The sequence below is a fragment of the Moorena producens PAL-8-15-08-1 genome (assembly GCF_001767235.1).
Taxonomy (GTDB): domain Bacteria; phylum Cyanobacteriota; class Cyanobacteriia; order Cyanobacteriales; family Coleofasciculaceae; genus Moorena; species Moorena producens_A.
Map to the genome: position 1 here is coordinate 8,568,815 of NZ_CP017599.1, position 23,063 is coordinate 8,591,877.

A 23,063-nucleotide genomic window follows, 5' to 3' on the forward strand; every position below is an offset into this window, starting at 1 on the left:
AGTTTAGTACTACTTAAAATCCTCAAGCGAGCGAATTATTTTTGTTTACGAATAGCTCAAACTTAAGCCAGGAGTGAAGTTAGATATTTTTAAAGTTTAGTTAAAGTTGGAGTTTCTTAAAAAGCGATGCAGAGGTGCGACCCGTGGCGAATTTAATTCGCCTACGGAAAACGCACCATTACGGTCTTGGGGAGGCAGCGCGGTCTTGGGGGTTCCCCCCGGAGACGAAACCTTAGACAGGCTCGCCTTTATGGTTGGTCGGCTATGCAGAAAAAGGGTAAAACTTATTGATTAAGGCTCAACTGTCTTACGGTAACTTCTAACCATGAGCGACTGCCGTGGTTTCCCCCATGAGCGACTGCATCAAGACAAATAATTCAGCTGTTGCCCATTTAAATTGCCTATTTTTGAGTAAGCAATAAAAATGCCACAACCCTCTCTTTTGTGCCTGAACGCCCCTACCTATTTTCCTTTCAATAGATAAATTAGAAGCCTCATAGCTTAGTTGGGCTTAGGCTATCCACTTAAACAATAAGCATTCAGCCTAGGGCATTAGCTGAATGCTTACTTTAAGCAGAGACACAGATGATACTGATACTAATTCTTGTCTCTAGCTGCAACAAATTTTTTTTCACCTTTGGAAATGGGAAATGGGGAATGGGGAATTGGATTACGATTAGCCATTACCCATTAGCTATTACCCATTGCCGTTAAAGATTGAAGTTAATATAAAACCTCTAGACGCACAGCAGCAGTGCCAGATCTTTCAACTCCGATAACTCGGGCTGCTGCTCTGGAAAGGTCAATAACGCGATTTCTGCTGTGCGGTCCACGGTCATTAATTCGCACAATGACGGAGCGACCATTTCTCATGTTAGTCACCCGCACCCTAGTCCCAAACCGCAAGGTACGATGAGCAGCAGTCAGGGCGTATTGATTAAATCGCTCACCACTGGCAGTGCGGCGGCCATGGAAACCTGGACCATACCATGAAGCCATACCCCTCATCTGACTTCTTACTCGCCGACGAGTGGTACTCCTAGCTACTTTCTGTACTGTTCGTGGTTTTGGCGCTGGCGGTAAGTCCGCAATTTCTTTGAGAGGGGGAGCGTAACCGATCAGCCTTCGCAATCGATTAGTAGCTTGTAGAGCATCTTCAGCCAGGTCTTTGGTGGTATCTGGCAGAATTGTATTCTCATCAACTTCGACTAATTCTTCGCCATTGACTTGGATGCTGTAGCTTTTGTAGGAACCATTCCAACGGACAGTGATTGACTCAGCATTGACATTGTTGCCATGAAGTTCATTGATCCGAGCAGCAACCACTTGAGCCCGCCGGATTGAATCATTTTCTGACCCATTCGCATCCGATATCGTAGCGTTGCCTGGGGCAACAGAAGACGGAGTTGCTATCTTTTCAACCTCAGTAGCAACTATGTCTTTGGTAGGGTCAGCATTGATTTCCTGTGAACCTAGGAAAGTCAGAACAGGAATACTACGGACATACAGTGTAGCTGCCTGACGTCCTGCAAGTTCATAAGCATAAATATTGGTAATGATTTCATCAGGTTTAGCAGTTCTCAGTTGCTCTGGAAACTCAGCCACTTGAAACTCTGGTGTTGGCTGAGCTGGTAGTTTTTCTATTGCTGCAGTTGCGCTAGATGGCAATTCTTCTGCCAGTTGAGCATCAGAATTTCCTGTCACAGTCTGAGTAACTGTCTCAGCAGATGAGACAGGAATTGATATTGTTGCACCGAGAACTGTTGTTAGCACAGAAACGGTGATGCCACCCCAAATTTTTTCATTCATAGGTCTGTAGTCTAAGATAATTGGCAGTTTTAGGCATTATGGTGCTGCAACAAACGCAGTAACATAACTTAAACTTGCCCATTAACTCCTCACAAATGGTTATTTCCTCACAAATGGTTATTAGTTAGATCACTAATAATCCTGAAACAGACTACCATGAACTTTCTGATGGTGGAATCCCCATGTTATGAAGCTGTTACTAATAAATTGTCAAAATCGACGGTTGTAGATTCACCACAAACTAAGTTATAATAGCAGTTATAGCATTTGTGAACTTTTTGTGAAGTAACGCCAATAATAGTTAATTCTTATCAATCCCATCAAGATCTGTGAAATAACTAATGAATCAGCTTCAACAAATTTCCTACATAAAGTAAACTTGAATACAGACTAGGTGGAAGCAATTCTGGTAAATAAGGGCACTTACCACAGCGTTTACCACGGCGCTTACCACGGCACTTACCACCACCTTCCTCAACACACTACTGATCTCACCCTATTTGCCCCCTAGGTCTTGATCGACGCTACGCTGTAAAATACATCCTGCATTTCTAGCTCAAAAGCATTTGTCTGTTCCCATGGATTATCGAGACGCTGGTGTTGATATTGAGGCAGGTCGAGGATTTGTTAACCAAATCCGTAGCCTGGTAAAAAGTACCCACCGTTCGGAAGTATTAGGTGGACTGGGTGGCTTTAGTGGTTGCTTTCAGCTGCCAGTGGGATATACTGAGCCAGTGTTGGTATCTGGAACTGATGGAGTTGGTACTAAACTCAAATTGGCTCAAGACCTTAACCGCCATGACACCGTTGGCATTGATTTGGTAGCCATGTGCGTCAACGATGTCTTGACTGTTGGTGCGGAACCCCTGTTTTTCTTGGATTATTTAGCAACTGGCAAGCTCAATCAACAACAACTGACTCAGGTTGTTGCCGGTATTGCCCAAGGTTGTCGTCTGGCTGGCTGTGCTTTACTAGGAGGGGAAACCGCAGAAATGCCTGGTTTCTACGAACTTGCCGAGTATGACCTAGCCGGATTTTGTGTAGGAATTGTGGAAAAGAGCCGCATGTTGGACGGTTCCCAAGTGCAAATTGGAGATGTGGCAATTGCTTTGGCCAGTCAGGGCGTCCACAGCAATGGTTTTAGTCTGATTCGGAAAATTGTTCAGGATTCCCCAGACAACGCTCTTTCCTGGGATATAACTCCGGAATTGTTAGCTGGTAAAAGCTTAGGGGAGGAATTGTTGACACCAACACAGATTTACGTGAAACCTGTGCTTGATGCTCGTAGGGCTGGTATCGAGATTCACGGTATGGCTCACATTACCGGCGGCGGTATCCCAGAAAACCTCCCTCGTTGCCTGGGTGCTGGACAATCCGTCCAGATTTATCCCAACAGCTGGGTGATTCCACCAATTTTTCAGTGGCTAGCTCACACAGGTCAGGTTAGTCCTCAGGCAATGTTTGATACCTATAATATGGGGATTGGTTTTGTGCTGATTGTTCCTCAACAGCAGGTTGAGCAAACCCTAACATCGTTTAATTCACAGCAGGTAAATGCATGTAAAATTGGTGAAGTAATCCCAGGGGATGGTGGTGTTGTTGGTCTAGTAGACTTCGCGGCAGTTGTTAGCGAATAGGGAATAGGTCTCAAAATTGACTTAGAAGCTATCCAAAATGATTGCTTAGTTATTTTTGCCAGAGGTCTATTCTCTCAATCATAAGGTCAGAAGGGTGGCTCAGTTATTGAGGGTTCTGCCTTGAGGATTGCTATTCCCAAATCTGTAGTGGACAGCGATCGCGCTTCAAACAATGCCATCATGTCACGAGGCTTGGGATTACCCCGAGATGCTCCTGCTAGACCTCTGGCAATAACTAAACCACAATATCCCTGATTTTCACAACCCTCCTCCCACTGCTGGCGGGCAGCAGCATGGTTGGTATCGGTTTCAGAAAACTCTCCTAACAAATAAAGACTACTGTTTTCTGTTTGGATAATGCCGAGGTCGTAGCGTGTGCCTTCAAAGGGATCTTCCCCTGAATTAAAGCAAATCCCTTTGAGTCCACCAGCGGTCTCGATCTGCTCTATCAACACTTGTGCCTTTGGTCGGGTGGTTTGAATCAAAATAACTGGCATGCCTTCCCCGATTGCTTTGATATTCTGAGACTGATAGGATTTGACACCAGAGCGAATAGATTCTATTGCGTCCCAAGACATCATGCCCAGCTTTAGGAAAGCATCCTTTGGCACAAGGTCATCCCGTAAGGGTATGGTCATCGACTCTGAATCGAAATCATCTTCCTCCGACTCAAGTGCCATCTCTAACAACTCATCAGCTAGGTCAGGATGGGTGTTAACTTTAACGCTAACAGTAGATTTTGGTTCTAGGGGTACCGGAATGCGGTAACGCTTACCAATCTTCGGTAAGTTTTCGTCATCTAATTGCTCATGGTAATCGTGAACAAATCGCTGAATCCCTTCTAGGGCAACATAAATTGCGATCGCTTCTTCTTCATAAAGATAAGGTCGCATTCCTTCCAAGGGATGGACTGTACCAAACCCAGGTACAATCTCTGATACTGGAAAATCAGCTAAATCAATATCATCCTCTTCATCCTCATCTTCGGTATCATCACCAAACCGCCCGAAGGTTAAAAATAAGCAATCTTGTCCTAAGAAAGCTTGTTCCATCTTTTCCCACGAGTCATCTGCCAGCACTGATGATCGGAACCGTTTCAGGGAATCCCAGGAGCGATATAGTAATACGCCGTACTCCATACCCAGCATACCCATTACTGAGACGTATAGGGTTTCCACATCCCAGCGATTTAATTCAATCGAGATAATCTGATGATCAGCCACTACTTCCCAAGCAGCTTCATGCCAAATTTCATAGGCTTTTTCTATAAGTAGGTCAGCATACTTAGGTGGTAGCTGGGGTTGTCGAGTAGCCGCCATTTCCTCAAATCCCCGAAACAGTTCGTCAATCAAGGGTAAATTGGGTACATAATCAATGCCAATGTCTAACCCTTGAAGGACACCTCGCAAAAAAAACTGAATTTCTCGGTTACGAACAACAATCTTTGAGGGTCGTCCTGGTCTGGCGGGGCTTTGGGGATGTTCCATGGCTTGCATAAGGGCACGAACAATCGCTTCTGGTCCCATGGTTGGTGATACTAAATCCATTGCCCTCACGATGCCTTCTGAGCCATCCACCCAAAGAATGCAATCATTATGACCCTCACCATCTGGCTGATGATTGTTACCAATAACTGACAGGGGACGGCGGTCTCCCTCCCACACACTGGAAGTCTGTTGTAATTTATTGAGCCGACGACGAGTATTGCGATTCAAAGCAGACATAGAATAGTTTGGGTTGATTGCCTCAGTACCGACCGTGAATAGCCAGTTGCTGGTGGATACTCCTATCTTACCGGGGCAAACGTTGCACAAGCCCCCCTGATCCGAAGTTGCGTTTCACCGATTACATCGACATGGATATCGGACACCACCAGACACAACCAGAAACTACCAGATCGAGAGTCATGGTGCTAGGTTATGAATACAGCTTTCGAGCAACACGTTGAGGAAAACCCGATGGTTATTGGATTCCCGCTAATGGTGTTTCTCGTAACCAACAGGCAGGAATCACCGTTTTTGACACTCCTGCCTAACCCCCCTTCCCATGGCCTGGCTTTCTTCAATTGAACTGGAGAAAAGCCTATAGAGAACATCCTGATCCAAAATTTTCTGATTACCTGATTACATGGATGTACGCTCTAAGGCAACTCCACAGAGGTCGGTTTAGCAATGTGCGGCAATCCCCACCCCAACTTTTCTCGCAAAACCCTGAAAAACTCTGGTGCTTGCAAACGGATAAATCGAGCGGAGTAAGGCGATCGCTTAACTTTTATTTTATCTTCTGGTATTACGTAGCAACCACCATTGCCATCAACTACCATCACCATCGAATTGGGAGTAGCGGGAAAAATGGTTAATTGCTCTGTGTCGGCAAAGACTAATGCCCGAGATGCCAAAGAATGGGGACAGATGGGCAACAGTTGCAACACCGGCACCTCAGGAGTTAATACTGGTCCTCCAGCACTTAGAGAATAGGCAGTAGAGCCAGTCGGTGTTGATACAATTATACCATCAGCTGCAATATCCACTGGTGCGTGATGTCCTATTTGTACCTCAAAATGGCACATACTCGTCAACGGTTCCCGGTGCAATACCATTTCATTTAAACAAAGTGCCTCCCACCAAATCCTCTCATCTCGCAGGATTTGCACAGAAAGCATGGATCGTTCTTCTATAACATACTCTTGTGCCATGACCTGTTCCAAGACAGAAGGCAACTGATTGACATAGGTCTCTGTTAAGAAACCCATGTGACCTGTATTGACCGTTAGCAAAGGGATCCCTTGGGGAGCCAATTGGCGAAAAGCCGCTAGTACTGTACCATCTCCCCCCAATACAATTGCGAAAGCCATCTGGTCATCAAAACCAGGGGGGGCTAGTTTTTCCATCGGTGTATGACACACTGGTGATTGAGGACTCGAATAACCCAGAATTCCCCCAACCCCTGTCGCCATACACACTTCCCAACCCGCAGTCCTCAATTGGTTGTGCAACTCTTCAGCAACGCTACAAGCCATTGGTTTAAGGTCGTTGTAGATAATGCCTGCTTTTGGTATACTCACCAGTCCCCGTCTTGAATTACTTGGATTAAATTATCACCGAACATCATGGACAATTGTGATTTAATCAGGTACTGTCTTAATGCAGTCGCCCTATGGGGAGGGGCTGTGTGGTCACGCTTTAGTCCGTACCTTGTAAGCCCTGTAGAGAAAGACTTTGGCCTCACTGGCTCCCCTTTGGACTCGCTGCATCGATTTTCCAGGAAATACTAGGATTTAGATTTGAAAGGAGTCCTCTTCTTAGACTTCTTTTTAGCTTTCTCGTAATCGATTTCTTTGAGCTTATTCATAATCCGGTTAAAGTACTCTTGCAGATATTCTTCCAAAGTTGTGGTTTCCTTGGGGTCTAGGCCAAAGACCTCGTATACCTTATCCATCGGTGCATCCAGAGGTTTACCGCTCACTAGCACCTCAGTAAAGGCAAGCCGATCTGCCACATTCCAGCCCCACTGAAAAAATCTCACGAATCGCCGCACACCCCGCAAAAAATTTATTGGGAGTCGGGCTATTTTAGCATCTTTACCGGACAACCGCTCACACAGATTAATGATTTCGTAGGTACTAAAGGCTCTGGTTCCCACAACCGGGAATGTCTGATTTACTGTTTCTGGAACTTCCAGAGCACGAATTCCAAACTTAGCAATATCCTGGGTGTTCATATAGGCGATGGGAGAGGTTTCTCCTGTAATCCAAACCGCCTGTCCATCCAAAATCGGGATGGCATACTGACCAATTAAGCCTTGCATAAAGCCACTTGGTTTCAAGATTGTGTGTGGCAATCCTGATTCTGCCAGAAATAGTTCTGTACAGTGCTTTATTTCCATGAGTGGGACATGAGGAAAATTCTCACTTCCCAGAATTGAGAAAAAGACATATCTTTCCACACCAGCAGCGACAGAAGCTTGAATTAGGGCAACTTTCCCTTCCCAGTCTACCTGTCTGATGCTCAGAGAATCTGTTGGTCTCGATGTTGCCGCATCAATGACAGCTGTGATCCCTTCCAGAGCTTTTGGCAGGGTTTCTGGAACACAGAGGTCTCCTTGTACTAGTTCTGCTCCCCATTCTTTTAGGAAAGAGGCTTTGCGTGGACTGCGTACAAGACAGCGTACCTGATGATCCTCGTCCAGTGCACGACGAACCACCTGTCTTCCTAAGGTGCCAGTTGCACCGACGACCAACAAGTTCATTATAGTAATTTTAGTAAGGAATCTTAAAGTTTCTATAAGATTCTATCAGAAATTTCGTCGATCTCTCATTTTTAAGCTACTCAATAGGCAAGGCCATCGGGTGAGGGGTGTGGGAGAATGAGTTTAGGCTAAGACAGCATAAGTCATGGATTTGGAAGAAAACTGTGAAAGAATTCTTGACAAAACCCCACAGCCCTTACCCCATAAGCCATTCACTGGAAACTATTCTGACACTCCCTGGATTTTGAGTAATAAGAAGCCTAAGCCCAAACCCACAAGAATCAGGGTGAAGGACAAAAATGCTGCATTAAAAATTTCTGTACCCATTGTTTTATGATCTCCTATGTACTTTTGTTACAAGGTATCATGACTAGGGTGCCAGAATATAGCAATCCTATGGAAATCCTGAGCAAGAGTATTTCAGCAAAGGGGTTAGGGTACGGGAGTGTTCAGGAATGATGTCAGACTTGTCAACAAACCATCAGAGCATGTCTTTGACAGGAAAACTTAACTCACTACCAAGGCGTCCTCGGTTAGCGGTGACCTTGGGAGATCCAGCAGGCATTGGACCAGAAGTTGTCCTGAAGGCATTGGCAGATTCCCAAGTCACTAGCAATTGTGAGATAACGGTGATTGGCAGTCGGTACCTCTTAAATGCGGCTTATACCCAGCTACGTCAGCAGGGGATTGAAGATGTAGCTACTTTAGCTTCCCCAGAGACATTATCAATAATTGACATTGAGTTGGATGACGGACAACAGCATCAAATCACCCCAGGTGTTGGTAATGCTGTTAGTGGTGCTCTTAGTTTTGTGTATCTCGAAAATGCGATCGCACTCACCCAACGTGGTGAGTTTGATGGTATTGTGACCGCACCCATTGCCAAGTCTCTCTGGAAAGCCGCAGGACATGATTATCCTGGTCAAACTGAAGTGCTAGCCCAGTACTCTGGTGTCAAACAATTTGGGATGCTATTCGTAGCGCGATCGTCCCATAGTAGTTGGGTACTACGTACACTTTTAGCTACCACACATATTCCCTTAAGTCAAGTACCAAATACCTTAACGCCAGAATTGATGGCGAGTAAACTAGACTTACTGATCGCCTGTTTGGCTAGTGATTTTGGCATCAAGACACCTCGAATCGCGATTTCTGGCTTAAATCCTCATAGTGGTGAGCAGGGTCAGCTAGGTTGTGAAGAACAAGATTGGCTGATTCCCTGGCTAGAGAAAGAGCGCCAGCAACGCCCGACTATCACATTAGATGGACCAATACCTCCTGACACGCTTTGGGTAAAACCTGGTCAGGCTTGGTACGGCAACCACCAGCAGTACGCTCATGATGCTCATGATGGTTATTTGGCACTCTATCATGACCAGGGCTTAATTCCTGTCAAACTTATGGCATTTGACCGAGCGATCAATACTACCATCGGTTTACCCTTTGTGCGCACTTCTCCTGATCATGGCACAGCGTTTGATATTGCCGGTCTTGGCATTGCTAACGCTACTAGCATGAAGGCTGCCATTAGCCTGGCTACTGAACTGGTGAACCAGAGGTTGAGTAACCGTTTAGCTATCAGTGCTTAGAAAAAACCTGTACTCAACCTTTATTCTCTTAGTGGAACCGCCAACTGGACTTTTTGAGTATTGCGAGTAGTTGAGGATTGAGGAAACACATTAAGTTCTTCTTGCTGGATGGTATCCCCAAAAACGATGTCTACATTGTCACTTGAGCCAACCTTGAACTTACGCTGTAAATTGTTACCTAAGTCTTCCGTTTCCTCCAGCTCTAGTGATGTTGGGAAAAAGGTGCCATAATCGTCTGAGACCGTGCGACCATTAACTTGGCGGAGGGTGTCACCAGACAGGGTTACTGAATCCCTTGGCTCACTAGACTGCGCTCCTGACTGAGCATAGGCAAGAGGTACCAATCCCACAACTATCCAGCCGATTCCTACTATAACTAGTGTTTTACGGATCATCAGCTTTCTCCTGGTTTTTTTATTTACCTTATTTTATTTATTTATTTTTATTTTAGTAGTCTTGACATTAATCTGGCATCCGAATACATCCTTAGAAAAAAAAATAAGCGGTAGTAATTTTAACTATAGTTATTAACTAGACTTGGCACAAGCATAACTGAATCTTTTAACTGGCGCTATCAGTCAAGGTGCTACTTAAAAAGCTACCCTTGCCAGCTATAAGCTCGACTAGCCTGTTTAGGCTGACTGCTAAACGCTCACCCTCAACAATATCACTTATTTTATGACCATCATTCGTGTACCAAAGTCCTGGGAACTGCCAGAGCAACAAGTCACCTCAGAAACGGCTTATTCTAACCGACGTCGCTTTCTCAAAAATTTAGTTGGTGCTAGCCTAGGCACTGGAATGCTCTCAATTCTTGGTTGTCAAGCTTCCTCTTCTGCCTCAGACAAAGCTCTTTCGGAAACCCTAAATCAACCCAAGTTCAAATCCTTAGCAACCAATCCAGCTTTTGCCAGTGTTGACAGACCCATCACTGATGAGCAGCTCGCTGGACAGTACAACAATTTTTATGAGTTTGGCGGCAGTAAATCGATCTGGCCAGCAGCCCAAAATTTACCAACCAAAGACTGGAAGCTAGAGGTGACTGGATTAGTTAAAAATCCCCAAACCTATGACCTGGATGATCTGCAAACTAAATTTCCCATCGAAGAGCGGATCTATCGCTTCCGCTGTGTAGAGGCGTGGTCAATGGTGCTACCCTGGATCGGATTTCCCATGAAAGCGCTGATGAAAGCAGTAGAACCTACTTCAGAGGCTAAATTTGTGCGATTTACCTCCTATTATGACCGCAAAATTACTACTGGTCCAGGTATACACCTTGGTTCCTTACCTTGGCCTTATACGGAAGGTCTAAGTGTTGAGGAAATGGCTAACGAACTAGCATTTTTTGCTATTGGTATTTACGGTCATCTATTACCCAAACAGCATGGTGCTCCTATTCGCATGGTAGTGCCCTGGAAATATGGTTTTAAAGGAGCAAAATCTATAGTCAAAGTCGAGTTTTTAGCTAACCAGCCAGCTACCTATTGGAATACTATCAATTCCTATGAATATGACTTTGATGGAAATGTTAACCCCGATAAGCCTCACCCCAGATGGTCCCAAGCTACAGAAAAATTCATCAGTAGCGGTCCCAACTTATCCTGGGACAGACGACCCACCCTACTTTACAACGGTTATGGGGAATATGTAGGTGGGCTGTATAGTTGAAGGTTATTTGGTTGTTCGCCTTTGGGGTTAGGTGTAGGGTAGGTTGTTTGGTTGAACGCGCATGCGTGGCCTTTGGCCAAGGTTTTTTGGTTACCGTAGGCGTCCCTGATCCAGTAGGTTGAAGGTTGAAGGTTGAAGGTTGAAGGTTTAAGATTTAAGCTTGTTCGCCCTTGGCATTCCCTTTGGGTAGGTTGTTTGGTTGAAGGTTCTAGAAAGCGCATGATAAATAATGATGCTTTCTAAATCAAAGTTTTGATTAATTTGATTAATCAGTTATAGCAGCCGAAGTAAAGGTTAAGAAATAGTTCTGTTCCCTGTTCCCAAGTTCCCTGTTCCCAAGTTTCCTGTTCCCTACTCCCTACTCCCTACTCCCTAAAACCGAGGTACCTCACCTATTTGAGAAAGGCTATATATCGATGGCCTTTAAGCTTTCGTGACCTGAATAACCTGTAAACTACCACCTGCGTGCAAAGAGCGATCGCATACCTTAAACCCCACTTGCTCAAGCTCCTTGAGCAAGTCAGTCTCCAGTAATTGCCAAGCTGTCTCGGTCTCAAACAACCACATAAATACCGCTAACCCTGGCCAAAACAAAACATTAGTTGGCTTGTGCAAATCCACTAGGGTAAACACTCCTCCTGGTTTAAGCACCCGGTGAACCTCCTGAATAATCTGCTGCAACACCTCAGGGGTCATTTCATGGAGTGCTGCACTGGTGTGAACTAGATCAAATTGAGCATCTGGAAAGGGCATCTGTTCAGCCAAGCCCTCTACATAGTTGGCTTGGGGAACATTCCGTTGTGCTCGCTCTAGGGATAGTGGCGAAATATCTAAGCCTGTAACATGCTCAGACAATTCCACCAAGAACTGGGTGGCCTGACCACTGCCGCAACAGAGATCTAGCACTTTGGTTCCTGAATGAATTGTTAAGCCCTGTAACGGTAGCTGGCGGAATCGTCTCTCTCCACCCACGCTCAAAGCCGCGATCCGAGAAATACTATCATACAGCCATTGGTACTGATAACTCCAAGCTCTAAGAACTGTTGCCACTACTCACTCCTTAGTAAAGATCTGTGTTTCTTGTTGCAAATTTAAGTTAAAAAATATATTGTTAAAATCAGTAACAAATATAAAAGTTATGGGAAGCTGTGTTAACTATGGGTCGTGTTGGGGTATTATTGCTTAATCTAGGTGGGCCAGATCAGTTAAAGGATGTTCGTCCCTTTCTATTCAACCTGTTTTCTGACCCGGAAATTATTCGCCTGCCTTTTCCGTGGCTGCAAAAACCCCTGGCTTGGCTAATCTCCACTAAGCGTGCTAAGATCTCCCAGGAGAACTACAAGCAAATTGGTGGTGGTTCCCCTCTACGGAAGATTACAGACGCCCAGGCCGAAGCCCTCCAGGAACATTTGCAAACAAAAGGGCAAGAGGTCAGTGTATATGTAGGAATGCGTTACTGGCATCCTTTCACAGAAGAAGCGATCGCAACCATCAAAGCCGATGGGATCGAACGCTTAGTTATTCTACCGCTTTATCCCCAATTTTCCATCAGCACCAGTGGTTCTAGCTTCCGTCTGCTAGAAAATCTGTGGACAGAAGACCCAGACCTGAGCAAGATTGAACACACAGTCATTCCCTCCTGGTACCAGCAGCCACAATACCTCCAAGCCATGGCTGACTTAATTGCTCAGGAACTCGATAAGTTTTCTAATCCCGATCAAGTTCATATCTTCTTCAGTGCTCACGGTGTACCGATCAGCTATGTCACAGAAGCTGGAGACCCCTACCAGCGAGAAATTGAGGATTGCACTTCCTTAATTATGAAAACCCTCAACCGCCCCAATCCCCATACTCTGGCCTATCAAAGTCGGGTTGGTCCGGTAGAATGGCTTCAACCCTATACCGAGGATGCGTTGCAAGAACTCGGAGCTAACAATACTCAAGATTTGCTGGTAGTCCCGATTAGTTTTGTCTCAGAACATATCGAAACCCTCCAAGAAATCGACATCGAGTATCGAGAAATAGCAGAAGAATCAGGGATTAAGCACTTTGAGCGGGTACCAGCCCTCAATACCCATCCCCTATTTATTGAGTCTTTGACCAATTTGGTAGTTGAGGCTCTCGAATCACCCAGCCGTGAACTCTCCGAGGTCATTCGTCCCCCAGAGACAGTCAAAATTTACCCTCCCGAGCGCTGGGAGTGGGGCATGACTACAGCAGCAGAAGTTTGGAATGGTCGTCTGGCTATGATTGGTTTTATTGCTTTACTGTTGGAGTTGATTAGTGGTACTGGACCGCTACATTTTGCTGGGTTGTTGTAAATTTCTTCAGGTTAGAACCGAAACGGGCACGTCTAGATCTATCAGATCTAATTGGGAGGGGGGCAAGTAATCGTCCCCCTCGACTGCTCTCAATAGGAGTTGGTCTGATGAGTTGCTCCTTGGCTTTTCAACTTAAAGTTGCCCTCTAATCTTACTAAATATCCAATCGGGAATAGCATGTTCCGTGTCATATACTCGGTCATACTTTTGTTCAAGTTTTTGCCAATCAATTGAACTGTCTACTAAAACTTCATGTTTGAATATCTCTAGTGCTTTGCCAGACAAACCTTTTTCTAAACACTGTTTCATTGCTAATCGACTTTCATCTATTTCACCAATACATTCAAAGGGTGTATGTTCAGCTAGTCCGATCATTTCTCTGAAAATAGGGAGTAAGTCATCATCATCAAACAAATTGGAGCCAAAGACTGCATCTACAGATGCTGGCTCGAAGACAGCCATCAAACCTAGCCATACATAAGCACACTTTGGACATTTCTTGCACCAAGGTTTTTGAATATTGCAGGAGTGGATTTTAGGCAGCACCTCGGGATATTTGGCTAGATTTTTGAAGATGCGGAAGTCATAGATGGGCTGCAAAATACTGAAATACGATAAATTAGATAAGATATTTTCTTGAATGAATTCATTCAACTCTTTTTCGGCTTCGTAGCCTTTCCCCCATTGATGGTTGACTTCTTTACCTAGTTTTTCCCAGAATAAATTACCAGTATTGGCACTTTTTTCATGGGCTAATGCCAAGTACTTGTATCCCTCATTCAGCATTAGAGGTAAGGATTCAAAGATAGAGACAGGAGTTTCTGGAACGATAATTCCTGAATTGTCTGGGAAATATAGCTGAAGAAAGGGATAGTCAATAAAGTCATCGTAGATAGAAATTTTATGCTTTTTAATGGGGGTGACGTATTCTAGGACTCCCGAAATTAAATTGTGTTGGATATCGGCTTTGCCATAAACACTGTGGGAGTATTGCATGGAAGCAAATGGAACATCTGCTTCTTGTAGCATTTTCAGGGCTACAATACTATCTTTACCACCACCACAGCCTGCAAGTACAGTAGAATTATCGCCAAATATAGAGGTAGGTTTGCTGTTGCTTAAGCTACCTTGTGAATAGATAAGTTCAGGACCAGGGTAGTCGGTTATATTGTTTTCATACCAATGTTGACCAAAGGCTCCTTGATAGATCTTAGTAAATAGCTCTAACACTGGCTGACTTAAATTTTCAGCGACAAGGTTAATATCATAGTATTTGGGAAATAGTGAACACAGTTTCATGCCCTCGAATAAGGCAATATAAGCAGCGATTTGATTAATTACTGCTTGAGAATATTTGCTGGCCAGTAAACTGAAGGATACATCATGGTAAAAAACTTTCGTTGAAAAGTTGAAGTTATCTGCACCATAGATAATTTCCAAATGATGCTCGTGAATGGTTAATTGATTAATTTTAATGGTTTCAATTTTCATGATTTTCACTTTGGCAACTAATTTTTTGCACAATCTAAGAGTTTTATGGACAATCCAATAGTGAATTATGGTTTTTTAAAACTGATCAACTTTGTTTTTTGCTTAAAGCTAAATTGATTAGTTTCTGGCTTCAAATACTCTACTATTTTTTCTTGAAATAAGGAAAGTACATCAACCGAACTATTAAGAATACATTTTTTTAAATAAACTTCTAGCAAATCTCGATCTTTACAATCAATTTCATGATTATAATAAAAATTAATTACATCATACTTTACTTGAATTACATCTAAGGCTTTTTGGATATCTTCTGCTGTTATAAATCTTTGAGAGTTATTCGGCTGTTCGTAATTTTCTATATAAAAATTATATAATTGATTGTAACAAGAATCTGAACTTGCTTGATACATCAAAAAAATACCACTGGGTTTGAGCAATGTCTTAATATGCTGTAGGATATCCTGAATTTTATTAATGTTTACAGTATAAAAAGAATGAATTGCCCAAATAAGATCGTAGTAACTACTTTTTGGAATTGCTGTTTCAATAGTTTCTGTAGAAGATAATAACCTTTGATTTGCCTGAAAGTGTTTTAATTGATTAAACACTGAACTACATTGATTCAGACAATAGTCTGAAACATCTAGCAAATCAGATGATAGCTTGAGTTCACTATCAATTTTTTTATCTAATAAATCAGGGAAAAATCCTGTTCCACAACCTATATCGAGAAGTTTGATTGTATCACTTCCCAATGAATCGATTATTTGTAAAAAACGATGATTATTAACAAGCTCTTCGTAATCTATCAAAGTAACTTTAAACCAAGAGTCTAGATATAGATTACTTTTTTGATAGTAGTCTTGAGAAGGATTGAGATTGTCACTGTTTTGTTTCATGGCTGTTACGATTTTAAGTTTTCGTGATTAATCTATCTAATTTTAAGTGCATCAAGACCAGTATCCCCCATCCTTCGGTTATGTCTTACGGGGGTTTCACCCACTCGCGCTTTGGATTAAGACGCCGTTTTTCATTTGTCAGACAACTCAACTTCTAAAAATTAGTGATGAATTCATTATCTCATATTTGGTGCTCAAGTTAACTTGGATAACTTTATATCACACTATAACTTATTTGTCAAAATAATTTAGATTAATTTTAGATGGGTTTGCCCTGCCCTTAGCAACAATCCACAAAGTATAGCTCCCTGGGTTCGCTGTCCAAAGTAATAGCTATTCAAAACTGGTAAAAATTATGGTACTCTTAACCGGTGCTAATCAGCTCATGTCTTAAGCAGTATAAATGTACTGTTTTTGGAAAACTGTTTTTGGAAAACTAAATTTAAAAGAGTATTATGTCAACCACTTTTCAAGAGACCACAGAGAATCTGAGATTCAGTGAGGATCGCCTAGGAATTAACTATCTCGGGAGTGCCAACCTGCCTACTGCAACAGATGATGGCAAAGATATCATTCGAGGATTAACCCAAACGCCGAAATCTTTGCCACCTCGTTACTTTTACGATCAAAAAGGCTCCCAATTATTTGAGCAAATCTGCGAGTTACCGGAATATTATCCCACCCGCACAGAGGCAGAAATATTACAACAGTATGCTGTAGAAGTAGCCCAATTTACGGGAGCTTGCGAATTGGTGGAGCTGGGTAGTGGCAGCTCTACCAAGACTCGCTTGTTGTTGGATGCCTATGAAAATCAGGGATATCCCTTGCGCTATGTTCCTATTGATGTCAGTGGGGAGATTCTTGAAGAGAGTGCCAAGCAGCTGTTGCTGGATTATCCCAAGTTAAAGGTTCAGGGTCAGGTGGGAACCTATGAACAGGCTCTTAGCCAATTAACTCCAACACCATTACCTAAGCGGATGGTTTTCTTTTTGGGTAGTAGCTTGGGGAATTTTGCTCCTGAACAGTGCGATCGCTTTTTTGATAAAATGATAGCTTTACTAGCACCAGGAGATTACTTTTTGCTGGGCATTGACTTACAAAAACCCAAGGAGATTCTGGAAGCTGCCTATAATGATAGTCAGGGGGTGACTGGGGCATTTAACCTGAATATGCTAGCACATCTGAACTGGCGTTTCCAAGGAAATTTTGACCTCGATCGCTTTACCCATCAGGCGATTTATAATCAATCGGAACATCAGATTGAGATGTATTTACATTGCCAGGAAACCCATGTTGTGCGCTTAGCTAGCTTGGATTTAACGGTTGAGTTCCAAGCAGGAGAAAGCATGCTTACAGAAATTTCTCGCAAATTCAATTTGGAGCAAATGCAGCACTATCTCAAAGGTCGGGGACTAAACACAGTTCAGGCTTGGACTGATACCAAACAATGGTTTGGTTTACTCCTGTGTCAGATACAGGGTTTGTAATCGACGTGTAAGCTATCAGCTATCAGCTATCAGCTATCAGCTATCAGCTCTGAGCTCTCAGCTCTGAGCTATAGCGCTATGCGCAAGGCAAGAGGCAAGAGGCAAGAGGCAAAAGTTGACGTGCATTAGCTTTTAAGCTTTTATAAATGTCAAACACCTTAATGCGTAGTGCTATATCAGCCAAAGGCCTGTGGCCAAGCTACACCGAACAGGTTTTGAAGAAAATAAGCTGACGGCACCTCAAGTAGCGATGCAGCGCGGTCTTGGGGAGCCAGTGCGGTCTTGGGGGTTCCCCCCATGAGCAACTGGCGTGGTTTCCCCCATGAGCGACTGCATCAAGACAGCGTGAGCTTTTAGCTGACGGCTGACGGCTGATGGCTGACCACTGACCACTGACCGCTGACTGCTGACCGCTGAATATAGACACCCCTAAGTTTAAGAATAGTATTTGAAACTCAAACCATGGATACTCTCGAATCTACTCAATTCCCTCGCCTTGACACCTGTAGTCGCGAAACCATTATCAATTACTTTAAGAATTCATGGGAACTCGAAGATGTTCTGATGAAAAGTCTGGTTGGGGAAGAAACATTCTATATCAGTCCCGACCCCTTAAGAAACCGTCTGATTTTCTATTTGGGTCACTCGGCTGTTTTCTACATCAATAAATTCCTTGGGGTTGGGTTATTGGATAAACCCATTAATCCTAACTATGAAATCCTGTTTGAGATTGGTGTAGACCCGGAAACTCCTGAAGAACTCGATCAAGCAACCAAAGATATCCACTGGCCGACAGTGGAAGAGGTTTGGCGCTATCGAGATCAAGTGTATGGGGTGGTTATAGAAACTATCGAAAAGACTCCTCTGAATCTGCCAATTCATCAAAATCATCCTCTTTGGGCGCTGATGATGGGAATTGAACACAGTCGCACGCACTTTGAAACCTCTTCGATGCTGATCCGACAACTGCCTGTAGAGCGGCTTGAACGTCCTGAGAGCTGGAATTATGCTGTTTCTAATGGCAAGGTTTCCAAGAATGAAATGCTCCAAGTTTCTGGGGGTTCGATAGAACTTGGTAAACCAGAAGATTATCCTACCTATGGCTGGGATAGTGAATATGGCAATCGTTCGGTAGAAGTTAAACCGTTTTTCGCCAGTCAGTATCTGATTACCAATGGAGAATTTCTGGAGTTTTTAAATGATAATGGCTACGATAATCTAGATTACTGGGATAAAGAATCCTGGACGTGGAAGACAACCTATAATATCAAGCACCCTAAATTCTGGATACCTACTAATGCTGGCTACAACTGTGGCTACAACTATCGAGCCATGTTTGACGAGATTGACCTTCCTCTCGATTGGCCCGTTGAAGTGAATCACCATGAAGCCATGGCTTACTGTCGTTGGAAGGGGCAAGGGATTCGTTTGATGAGTGAAGCGGAGTGGAATCTTGCCACTGCTGAGCCTGATAAAAGTAACACAAATTTCCAGCAAGACCCCTTTGCGATACAGGATTACAATCTAAATCTCAAGTTTGGCTCACCTAGCCCAGTGGGTATGTTAGAAACCGCTAAAAGTCCTGCTGGACTCTATGACTTGCGGGGGAATGTATGGGAGTGGCTGAGTGATGACTTCAAGCCGCTACCAGGATTCAAGCCCCATCGGCTCTATGAAGATTATTCTGCTCCCTTCTTTGATACCCAACATAACATGATGCTTGGTGGTGCTTGGGTGACTACTGGAACAGAGGCATCCACATTCTATCGTAACTGGTTCCGTCCCTACTTCTACCAACATGCTGGGTTTAGAATTGCTGCTTCATAGCTTTTTGTTGTAAAAAAAGGTGTAAGCATATGCGCTACTTGAGGGGCTACTTGAGGTGCTATTAGCTATCAACGCCGGACCTGTGGGACTTCTTTTGAGATTGAGTTAAATAACACAAGACTAAGAAACTATGGACTATCGCCACATCATCACCATCGAGCCTGGTAAACGCAGTGGTAAACCCTGCATCAGAGGCATGCGCATTACCGTCTACGACATTTTAGAATATCTGGCCGGGGGAATGACAGAAGCAGAAATTCTAGAAGATTTTTCTGAACTAACCTCCGAAGATATCAAAGCCTGTCTTGCTTTTGCAGCAGAGGGTGATAAAAAGTTATTCGTGGTATCTTTGTGAAACTTATTTTGGACGAAAATCTTTCAGATCGCATTATCAAACTCTTGCCATTTGATAACAACAAAAACCTAAAAACGGCTCTCCCTACGGACCCTTAGCAATCACGAGTATACCGGAGGAATTCTCGCCTAAAGGTTATTCCCTTCAGTCAGGATTGTGGTCATGGCTTTGATCACTGATACGGGAACGCTTACCTCGAAAATACCAACGATACCAATGCTTAGCACTGCGAATGGCTAGCCACAGTAGCAGTAAAGCGATTAATCCTCCTTGTTCAGGAGCATCAAAAGCCAAAATTATCAAAACTACGCACAGAAAATCCTGAAGAAACACTACCCACAGAGGTAAGCCACGCAAACGGTAGAACCATCCCACTTGAACTAACTGGAGTACAAAGGCTAATAAGCCGCCGACAATACCGACTACCCAGACAAATCCCGTTAGTTCTTCAGCAAACTGAGTCACAGCAATACCAAGAATTGCTCCCACTAGAGGACTCAAGACTAGCTGAACTATTTGCAAGACTCGCTGTCCTAATAGATTTTTGGAGGCAAATAGCTCCACCAATGACCAAGTTGTCAAGATAGTCAGCAAGACTGGGGGATGAATCTGTGAGAGTAACGGTACCTTCGACCAGAGTTGGTCACTGTGGAGCAAACCAATTACCAACAGGGGCAGGGCAATTCTCATTCCTGCCGCAGCGGAAGCTGAGAGGGCGGCGAGGAGTGCAATCATGAGCGTCGTGAGTTTGGCAAGAGGTTTAGTCTAAACCAGTAAAGCTTAGCATAATGTAACAAAATATACACTTTTTCTGTGATTAAATTAAATAACTACGACTGGGTAAATGGTAAATACTGTTAGCTGGAGAAATAAGACCATGTCTGAGTCATTATTTGCTGATGCCAGTAAACGATTGCATAAATCACTGAAATATGTGTCAATTTCCGAAGATGCGATCGCACGCTTAAAATATCCCAAATCTAGTTTGAGCGTTTCCATCCCAGTCCGCATGGATGATGGCTCGTTACAGATGTTTCAGGGCTATCGGGTTCGCTATGACACCACCAGGGGACCAGCAAAAGGGGGAGTGCGCTACCATCCCAATGTTTGTTTAGATGAAGTCCAATCCTTAGCCTTTTGGATGACCTTTAAATGTGCTACCTTAAATTTGCCCTTCGGCGGTGGCAAAGGGGGAATTACTCTAAATCCTAAAGCCTTATCGAAGCTGGAGTTGGAACGCTTAAGTCGTGGTTACATCGATGCGATCGCAGATTTCATTGGGCCTGATATTGACATTCTCGCTCCCGACGTTTACACCAACTCCATGATTATGGGTTGGATGATGGATCAATACAGCGTCATTCGCCGTCAAATCAGTCCAGGGGTCGTCACAGGTAAACCCTTGGCCTTGGGAGGAAGTATTGGTCGCGATACCGCTACCGCTACTGGCGCGTTTTTTGTGATTGAATCCATTTTGCCCAAATTTGACCAGGTCCCTCAAAATACCACCGTAGCCGTGCAAGGATTTGGTAATGCTGGTGCTGTGATAGCGCAACTTTTAGCTAAAGCTGGTTATAAAGTTGTGGCTGTCAGTGATTCTCAAGGGGGTATTTATGCCAAAAAAGGCTTAGATATTCCCAGTATTCGCCAATACAAAACATCGAGTCAAGGCATTAAAGCCGTTTACTGTCGAGGTAGCGTTTGCAATATTGTTGAGCATGAAGTCATTACTAATCAAGACCTTTTAGGCTTAGATGTGGATGTCTTGATTCCCGCTGCTTTGGAAAATCAAATCACTGAAGAAAACGTTGATAATATCAAGGCTAACTATATCTTTGAAGTCGCCAATGGACCAGTAACCTCTACCGCTGACAATCGTTTGGAAGAAAAAGGTATCTATGTTTTTCCTGACATATTGGTTAATGCTGGAGGGGTCACTGTTAGCTATTTTGAATGGTTACAAAACCGCAGTGGACATTATTGGAAGCTTGATGAAGTCCATCAGCGTCTCAAAGAGAAAATGGTGGAAGAAACCGAAACAATTTGGTCACTTTCTCAGGAACTAGCAGTTTCCATGCGCACAGCTGCTTATGTTCATGCTTTGAATCGCCTGGGAGACTCCCTGGATGCTAAAGGAACTAGAGATTATTATTGTAAAACTTGACATATTACAGTTCTTAATTGGGTGAAGTACTTTGTAAGTATTCAGCTATCAGCTATCAGCTATCAGCCGTCAGTTCTACCAGTTTGATCCTGTGGGTGGAACGGGCATCTTGGTGGAACCGGCATCTTGGTGGAATGGGCATCTTGGTGTGGAAGGGGCATCAGGCGTGGAACGGGCATCTTGCCCGTTTCATTTCCGGCAGGAATGTCCCAACACTGGCTACTAATAAAATCAGGGTGAGCGGGTTCCTAACCTACCCTACGCCACATTTACTATAGCATTTCCAAATATATCATAAAAACTTATCACCAATCTAGTGACAAATCATGATCAAATATCTAATGATTTGCTAATTCTAAGGTTTGATAATTTTATAAGTTTAGGAAGGCCGTTATTTAGTTAGCGATCGCATACAGCCCAGCAGAGCATATCGCCAACTTTTACAGACAACGATCAAAGGTTAATTTTCCCTCTGGTAGAGAAAGGCAAATCCCCAAATACAAATCACAGCAAGACTTTGGGGATTTGATTAAAAAATATCAAAAAGACTTGACAAAGAGTATTGTTTATGAACTTGTCACCAAGGCTAGATTAGCTGTTTTTACCCTGACCATGAGCTGTTGCTGTAACCAACGGTGTATTAATTCTGTGCGACTAGTTATCTTAGTATAAACTTAGTGTAAACCTGAATTTAGTACTCCCTGGATAAATTAATTATGTTAACTGAATTTCAGAAGCAAAAATTACCAAGATTGTTTAAAATGTATGACGCCGACAATAACGGTTTCATTGAGCAGGGAGCATGTCACTTTTGCAGAACATTTGTACTAAGGTAATAGGTAATGGGAACCCACCCCTAACCCCGACCAGGAGGGGAAGGTAATAGGTAATAGGTAATAGGTAATAGGGGGAGCTAGTCCTGGATGAATATTTGTACATTATCTATAGCCCCCTCATGGGTTTAAGCTTGGGGAGCAGGTCAATTTTGTAAAAACACTTGAAGTACAAACTCTTGAACTATAGTGTTTTCCGGGCTTGAGTACCAGTTATCAGTCGTTTTAGTACATTTGTTCTACGAATTTGACATGCTCCCCATTGAGCAAGCGGATTTTGAGCGGTTTCTAGAAACCTACTCTCAGGTTGGCGGCTGGGAACCTGGCTCACCCAACTACAATTCTTTGCAATCGAAGTTAATGTCTCGTTGGGATAGTATGCAAAAGTTTGCAGACACCAATCGTGACAATAGGATATCTTTGGAGGAATGGCTGACATATATCGAGAATATCCTTAAAGACCAAGGCGTTTATGAAGCGGAAATACGGGGCATCGCCGGTTTCGTCTTTAGCGTATTTGATAGTAATGGGGATGACCAACTGGATTTGAAGGAATACAGACAGTTTTATCGCACCAGTGGACATGATGAAAATTTGGCTAATGAGGTATTTAAACGGCTCAATTTCAATGAGGATGACTCCATTACTAAAGAAAAACATATCGAGTTAGTTGATCAATTCTTCTGTAGTGAAGATCCAGAAGCACCTGGTAATTTTATCTTTGGTCAAGGGTAG

19 protein-coding genes are annotated in these 23,063 nt (G+C 43.5%); 9 read left to right on the forward strand and 10 right to left on the reverse strand.

Annotation, left to right across the window (positions count from 1 at the left end; all coding sequences use genetic code 11):
* Positions 1–723 precede the first annotated feature (723 nt).
* The gene (locus BJP34_RS31400) at positions 724–1,809 is read right to left on the reverse strand and encodes a septal ring lytic transglycosylase RlpA family protein (RefSeq protein ID WP_070395729.1); all 1,086 of its coding nucleotides are present in this window, start codon (positions 1,807–1,809) and stop codon (positions 724–726) included.
* Positions 1,810–2,387: 578 nt separating this feature from the next.
* On the opposite strand from BJP34_RS31400, the gene purM reads away from it, so the two are divergent.
* The gene (purM, locus tag BJP34_RS31405; protein ID WP_070395730.1) at positions 2,388–3,446 is read left to right on the forward strand and encodes a phosphoribosylformylglycinamidine cyclo-ligase; all 1,059 of its coding nucleotides are present in this window, start codon (positions 2,388–2,390) and stop codon (positions 3,444–3,446) included.
* An 86-nt stretch (positions 3,447–3,532) separates the two neighbouring features.
* Here purM and BJP34_RS31410 read toward each other — a convergent pair whose 3' ends face one another.
* From BJP34_RS31410 to BJP34_RS37885, 4 genes are all read right to left on the reverse strand, one after another.
* On the reverse strand, positions 3,533–5,170 hold the full coding sequence (locus BJP34_RS31410; protein ID WP_070395731.1) for a DUF6930 domain-containing protein: 1,638 nt from the start codon (positions 5,168–5,170) through the stop codon (positions 3,533–3,535).
* A 416-nt stretch (positions 5,171–5,586) separates the two neighbouring features.
* Positions 5,587–6,504, reverse strand: a complete 918-nt coding sequence (locus tag BJP34_RS31415; RefSeq protein ID WP_070396979.1) for an NAD(+) kinase — start codon at positions 6,502–6,504, stop codon at positions 5,587–5,589.
* Between the two features lie 212 nt (positions 6,505–6,716).
* Positions 6,717–7,694, reverse strand: a complete 978-nt coding sequence (locus tag BJP34_RS31420) for an SDR family oxidoreductase (protein WP_070395732.1) — start codon at positions 7,692–7,694, stop codon at positions 6,717–6,719.
* Positions 7,695–7,916: 222 nt separating this feature from the next.
* A complete protein-coding gene (locus BJP34_RS37885) occupies positions 7,917–8,021 on the reverse strand; it encodes a PetM family cytochrome b6-f complex subunit 7 (RefSeq protein WP_063747919.1) in 105 nt (34 codons plus the stop codon).
* A 161-nt stretch (positions 8,022–8,182) separates the two neighbouring features.
* Here BJP34_RS37885 and pdxA point away from each other — a divergent pair, with 161 nt between their 5' ends.
* Positions 8,183–9,283, forward strand: a complete 1,101-nt coding sequence (pdxA, locus tag BJP34_RS31430; RefSeq protein WP_070395734.1) for a 4-hydroxythreonine-4-phosphate dehydrogenase PdxA — start codon at positions 8,183–8,185, stop codon at positions 9,281–9,283.
* A gap of 20 nt (positions 9,284–9,303) precedes the next feature.
* On the opposite strand, the gene BJP34_RS31435 is transcribed toward pdxA, so the two are convergent.
* Positions 9,304–9,678, reverse strand: a complete 375-nt coding sequence (locus tag BJP34_RS31435) for a hypothetical protein (RefSeq protein WP_070395735.1) — start codon at positions 9,676–9,678, stop codon at positions 9,304–9,306.
* A gap of 283 nt (positions 9,679–9,961) precedes the next feature.
* Here BJP34_RS31435 and msrP point away from each other — a divergent pair, with 283 nt between their 5' ends.
* A complete protein-coding gene (gene msrP, locus BJP34_RS31440) occupies positions 9,962–10,951 on the forward strand; it encodes a protein-methionine-sulfoxide reductase catalytic subunit MsrP (RefSeq protein WP_070395736.1) in 990 nt (329 codons plus the stop codon).
* Positions 10,952–11,374: 423 nt separating this feature from the next.
* Here the strand turns inward: msrP and BJP34_RS31445 are convergent, their stop codons facing one another.
* Entirely contained in the window at positions 11,375–12,001 is a 627-nt protein-coding gene (locus BJP34_RS31445) for a class I SAM-dependent methyltransferase (RefSeq protein ID WP_070395737.1), read from the reverse strand.
* A gap of 107 nt (positions 12,002–12,108) precedes the next feature.
* Between BJP34_RS31445 and hemH the strand changes: the two genes are divergently transcribed.
* Positions 12,109–13,272 carry a ferrochelatase gene (hemH, locus tag BJP34_RS31450; protein WP_070395738.1) on the forward strand — a complete coding sequence of 388 codons (1,164 nt, stop codon included), beginning with the start codon at positions 12,109–12,111 and terminating at the stop codon, positions 13,270–13,272.
* Between the two features lie 132 nt (positions 13,273–13,404).
* Here hemH and BJP34_RS31455 read toward each other — a convergent pair whose 3' ends face one another.
* Both BJP34_RS31455 and BJP34_RS31460 read right to left on the reverse strand, forming a co-directional pair.
* Entirely contained in the window at positions 13,405–14,763 is a 1,359-nt protein-coding gene (locus tag BJP34_RS31455) for a hypothetical protein (protein WP_070395739.1), read from the reverse strand.
* A 65-nt stretch (positions 14,764–14,828) separates the two neighbouring features.
* A complete protein-coding gene (locus BJP34_RS31460; protein WP_070395740.1) occupies positions 14,829–15,662 on the reverse strand; it encodes a class I SAM-dependent methyltransferase in 834 nt (277 codons plus the stop codon).
* A gap of 455 nt (positions 15,663–16,117) precedes the next feature.
* On the opposite strand from BJP34_RS31460, the gene egtD reads away from it, so the two are divergent.
* The 3 genes from egtD (at position 16,118) to BJP34_RS31475 (ending at position 19,331) form a co-directional block, all read left to right on the forward strand.
* Complete coding sequence (gene egtD, locus BJP34_RS31465; protein ID WP_070395741.1) at positions 16,118–17,149, forward strand: L-histidine N(alpha)-methyltransferase; 1,032 nt, start codon at positions 16,118–16,120, stop codon at positions 17,147–17,149.
* A 462-nt stretch (positions 17,150–17,611) separates the two neighbouring features.
* The gene (ovoA, locus tag BJP34_RS31470; protein ID WP_070395742.1) at positions 17,612–18,976 is read left to right on the forward strand and encodes a 5-histidylcysteine sulfoxide synthase; all 1,365 of its coding nucleotides are present in this window, start codon (positions 17,612–17,614) and stop codon (positions 18,974–18,976) included.
* 130 nt (positions 18,977–19,106) lie between these two features.
* Positions 19,107–19,331 carry a DUF433 domain-containing protein gene (locus BJP34_RS31475; protein ID WP_070395743.1) on the forward strand — a complete coding sequence of 75 codons (225 nt, stop codon included), beginning with the start codon at positions 19,107–19,109 and terminating at the stop codon, positions 19,329–19,331.
* A 144-nt stretch (positions 19,332–19,475) separates the two neighbouring features.
* Here the strand turns inward: BJP34_RS31475 and BJP34_RS31480 are convergent, their stop codons facing one another.
* Positions 19,476–20,066: a DUF4126 domain-containing protein gene (locus tag BJP34_RS31480; RefSeq protein ID WP_070395744.1), complete on the reverse strand. Its 591-nt coding sequence runs from the start codon at positions 20,064–20,066 to the stop codon at positions 19,476–19,478.
* A 142-nt stretch (positions 20,067–20,208) separates the two neighbouring features.
* Here BJP34_RS31480 and BJP34_RS31485 point away from each other — a divergent pair, with 142 nt between their 5' ends.
* Positions 20,209–21,495: a Glu/Leu/Phe/Val family dehydrogenase gene (locus BJP34_RS31485; protein ID WP_070395745.1), complete on the forward strand. Its 1,287-nt coding sequence runs from the start codon at positions 20,209–20,211 to the stop codon at positions 21,493–21,495.
* Positions 21,496–22,562: 1,067 nt separating this feature from the next.
* Positions 22,563–23,063, forward strand: a complete 501-nt coding sequence (locus BJP34_RS31490) for an EF-hand domain-containing protein (protein WP_149031277.1) — start codon at positions 22,563–22,565, stop codon at positions 23,061–23,063.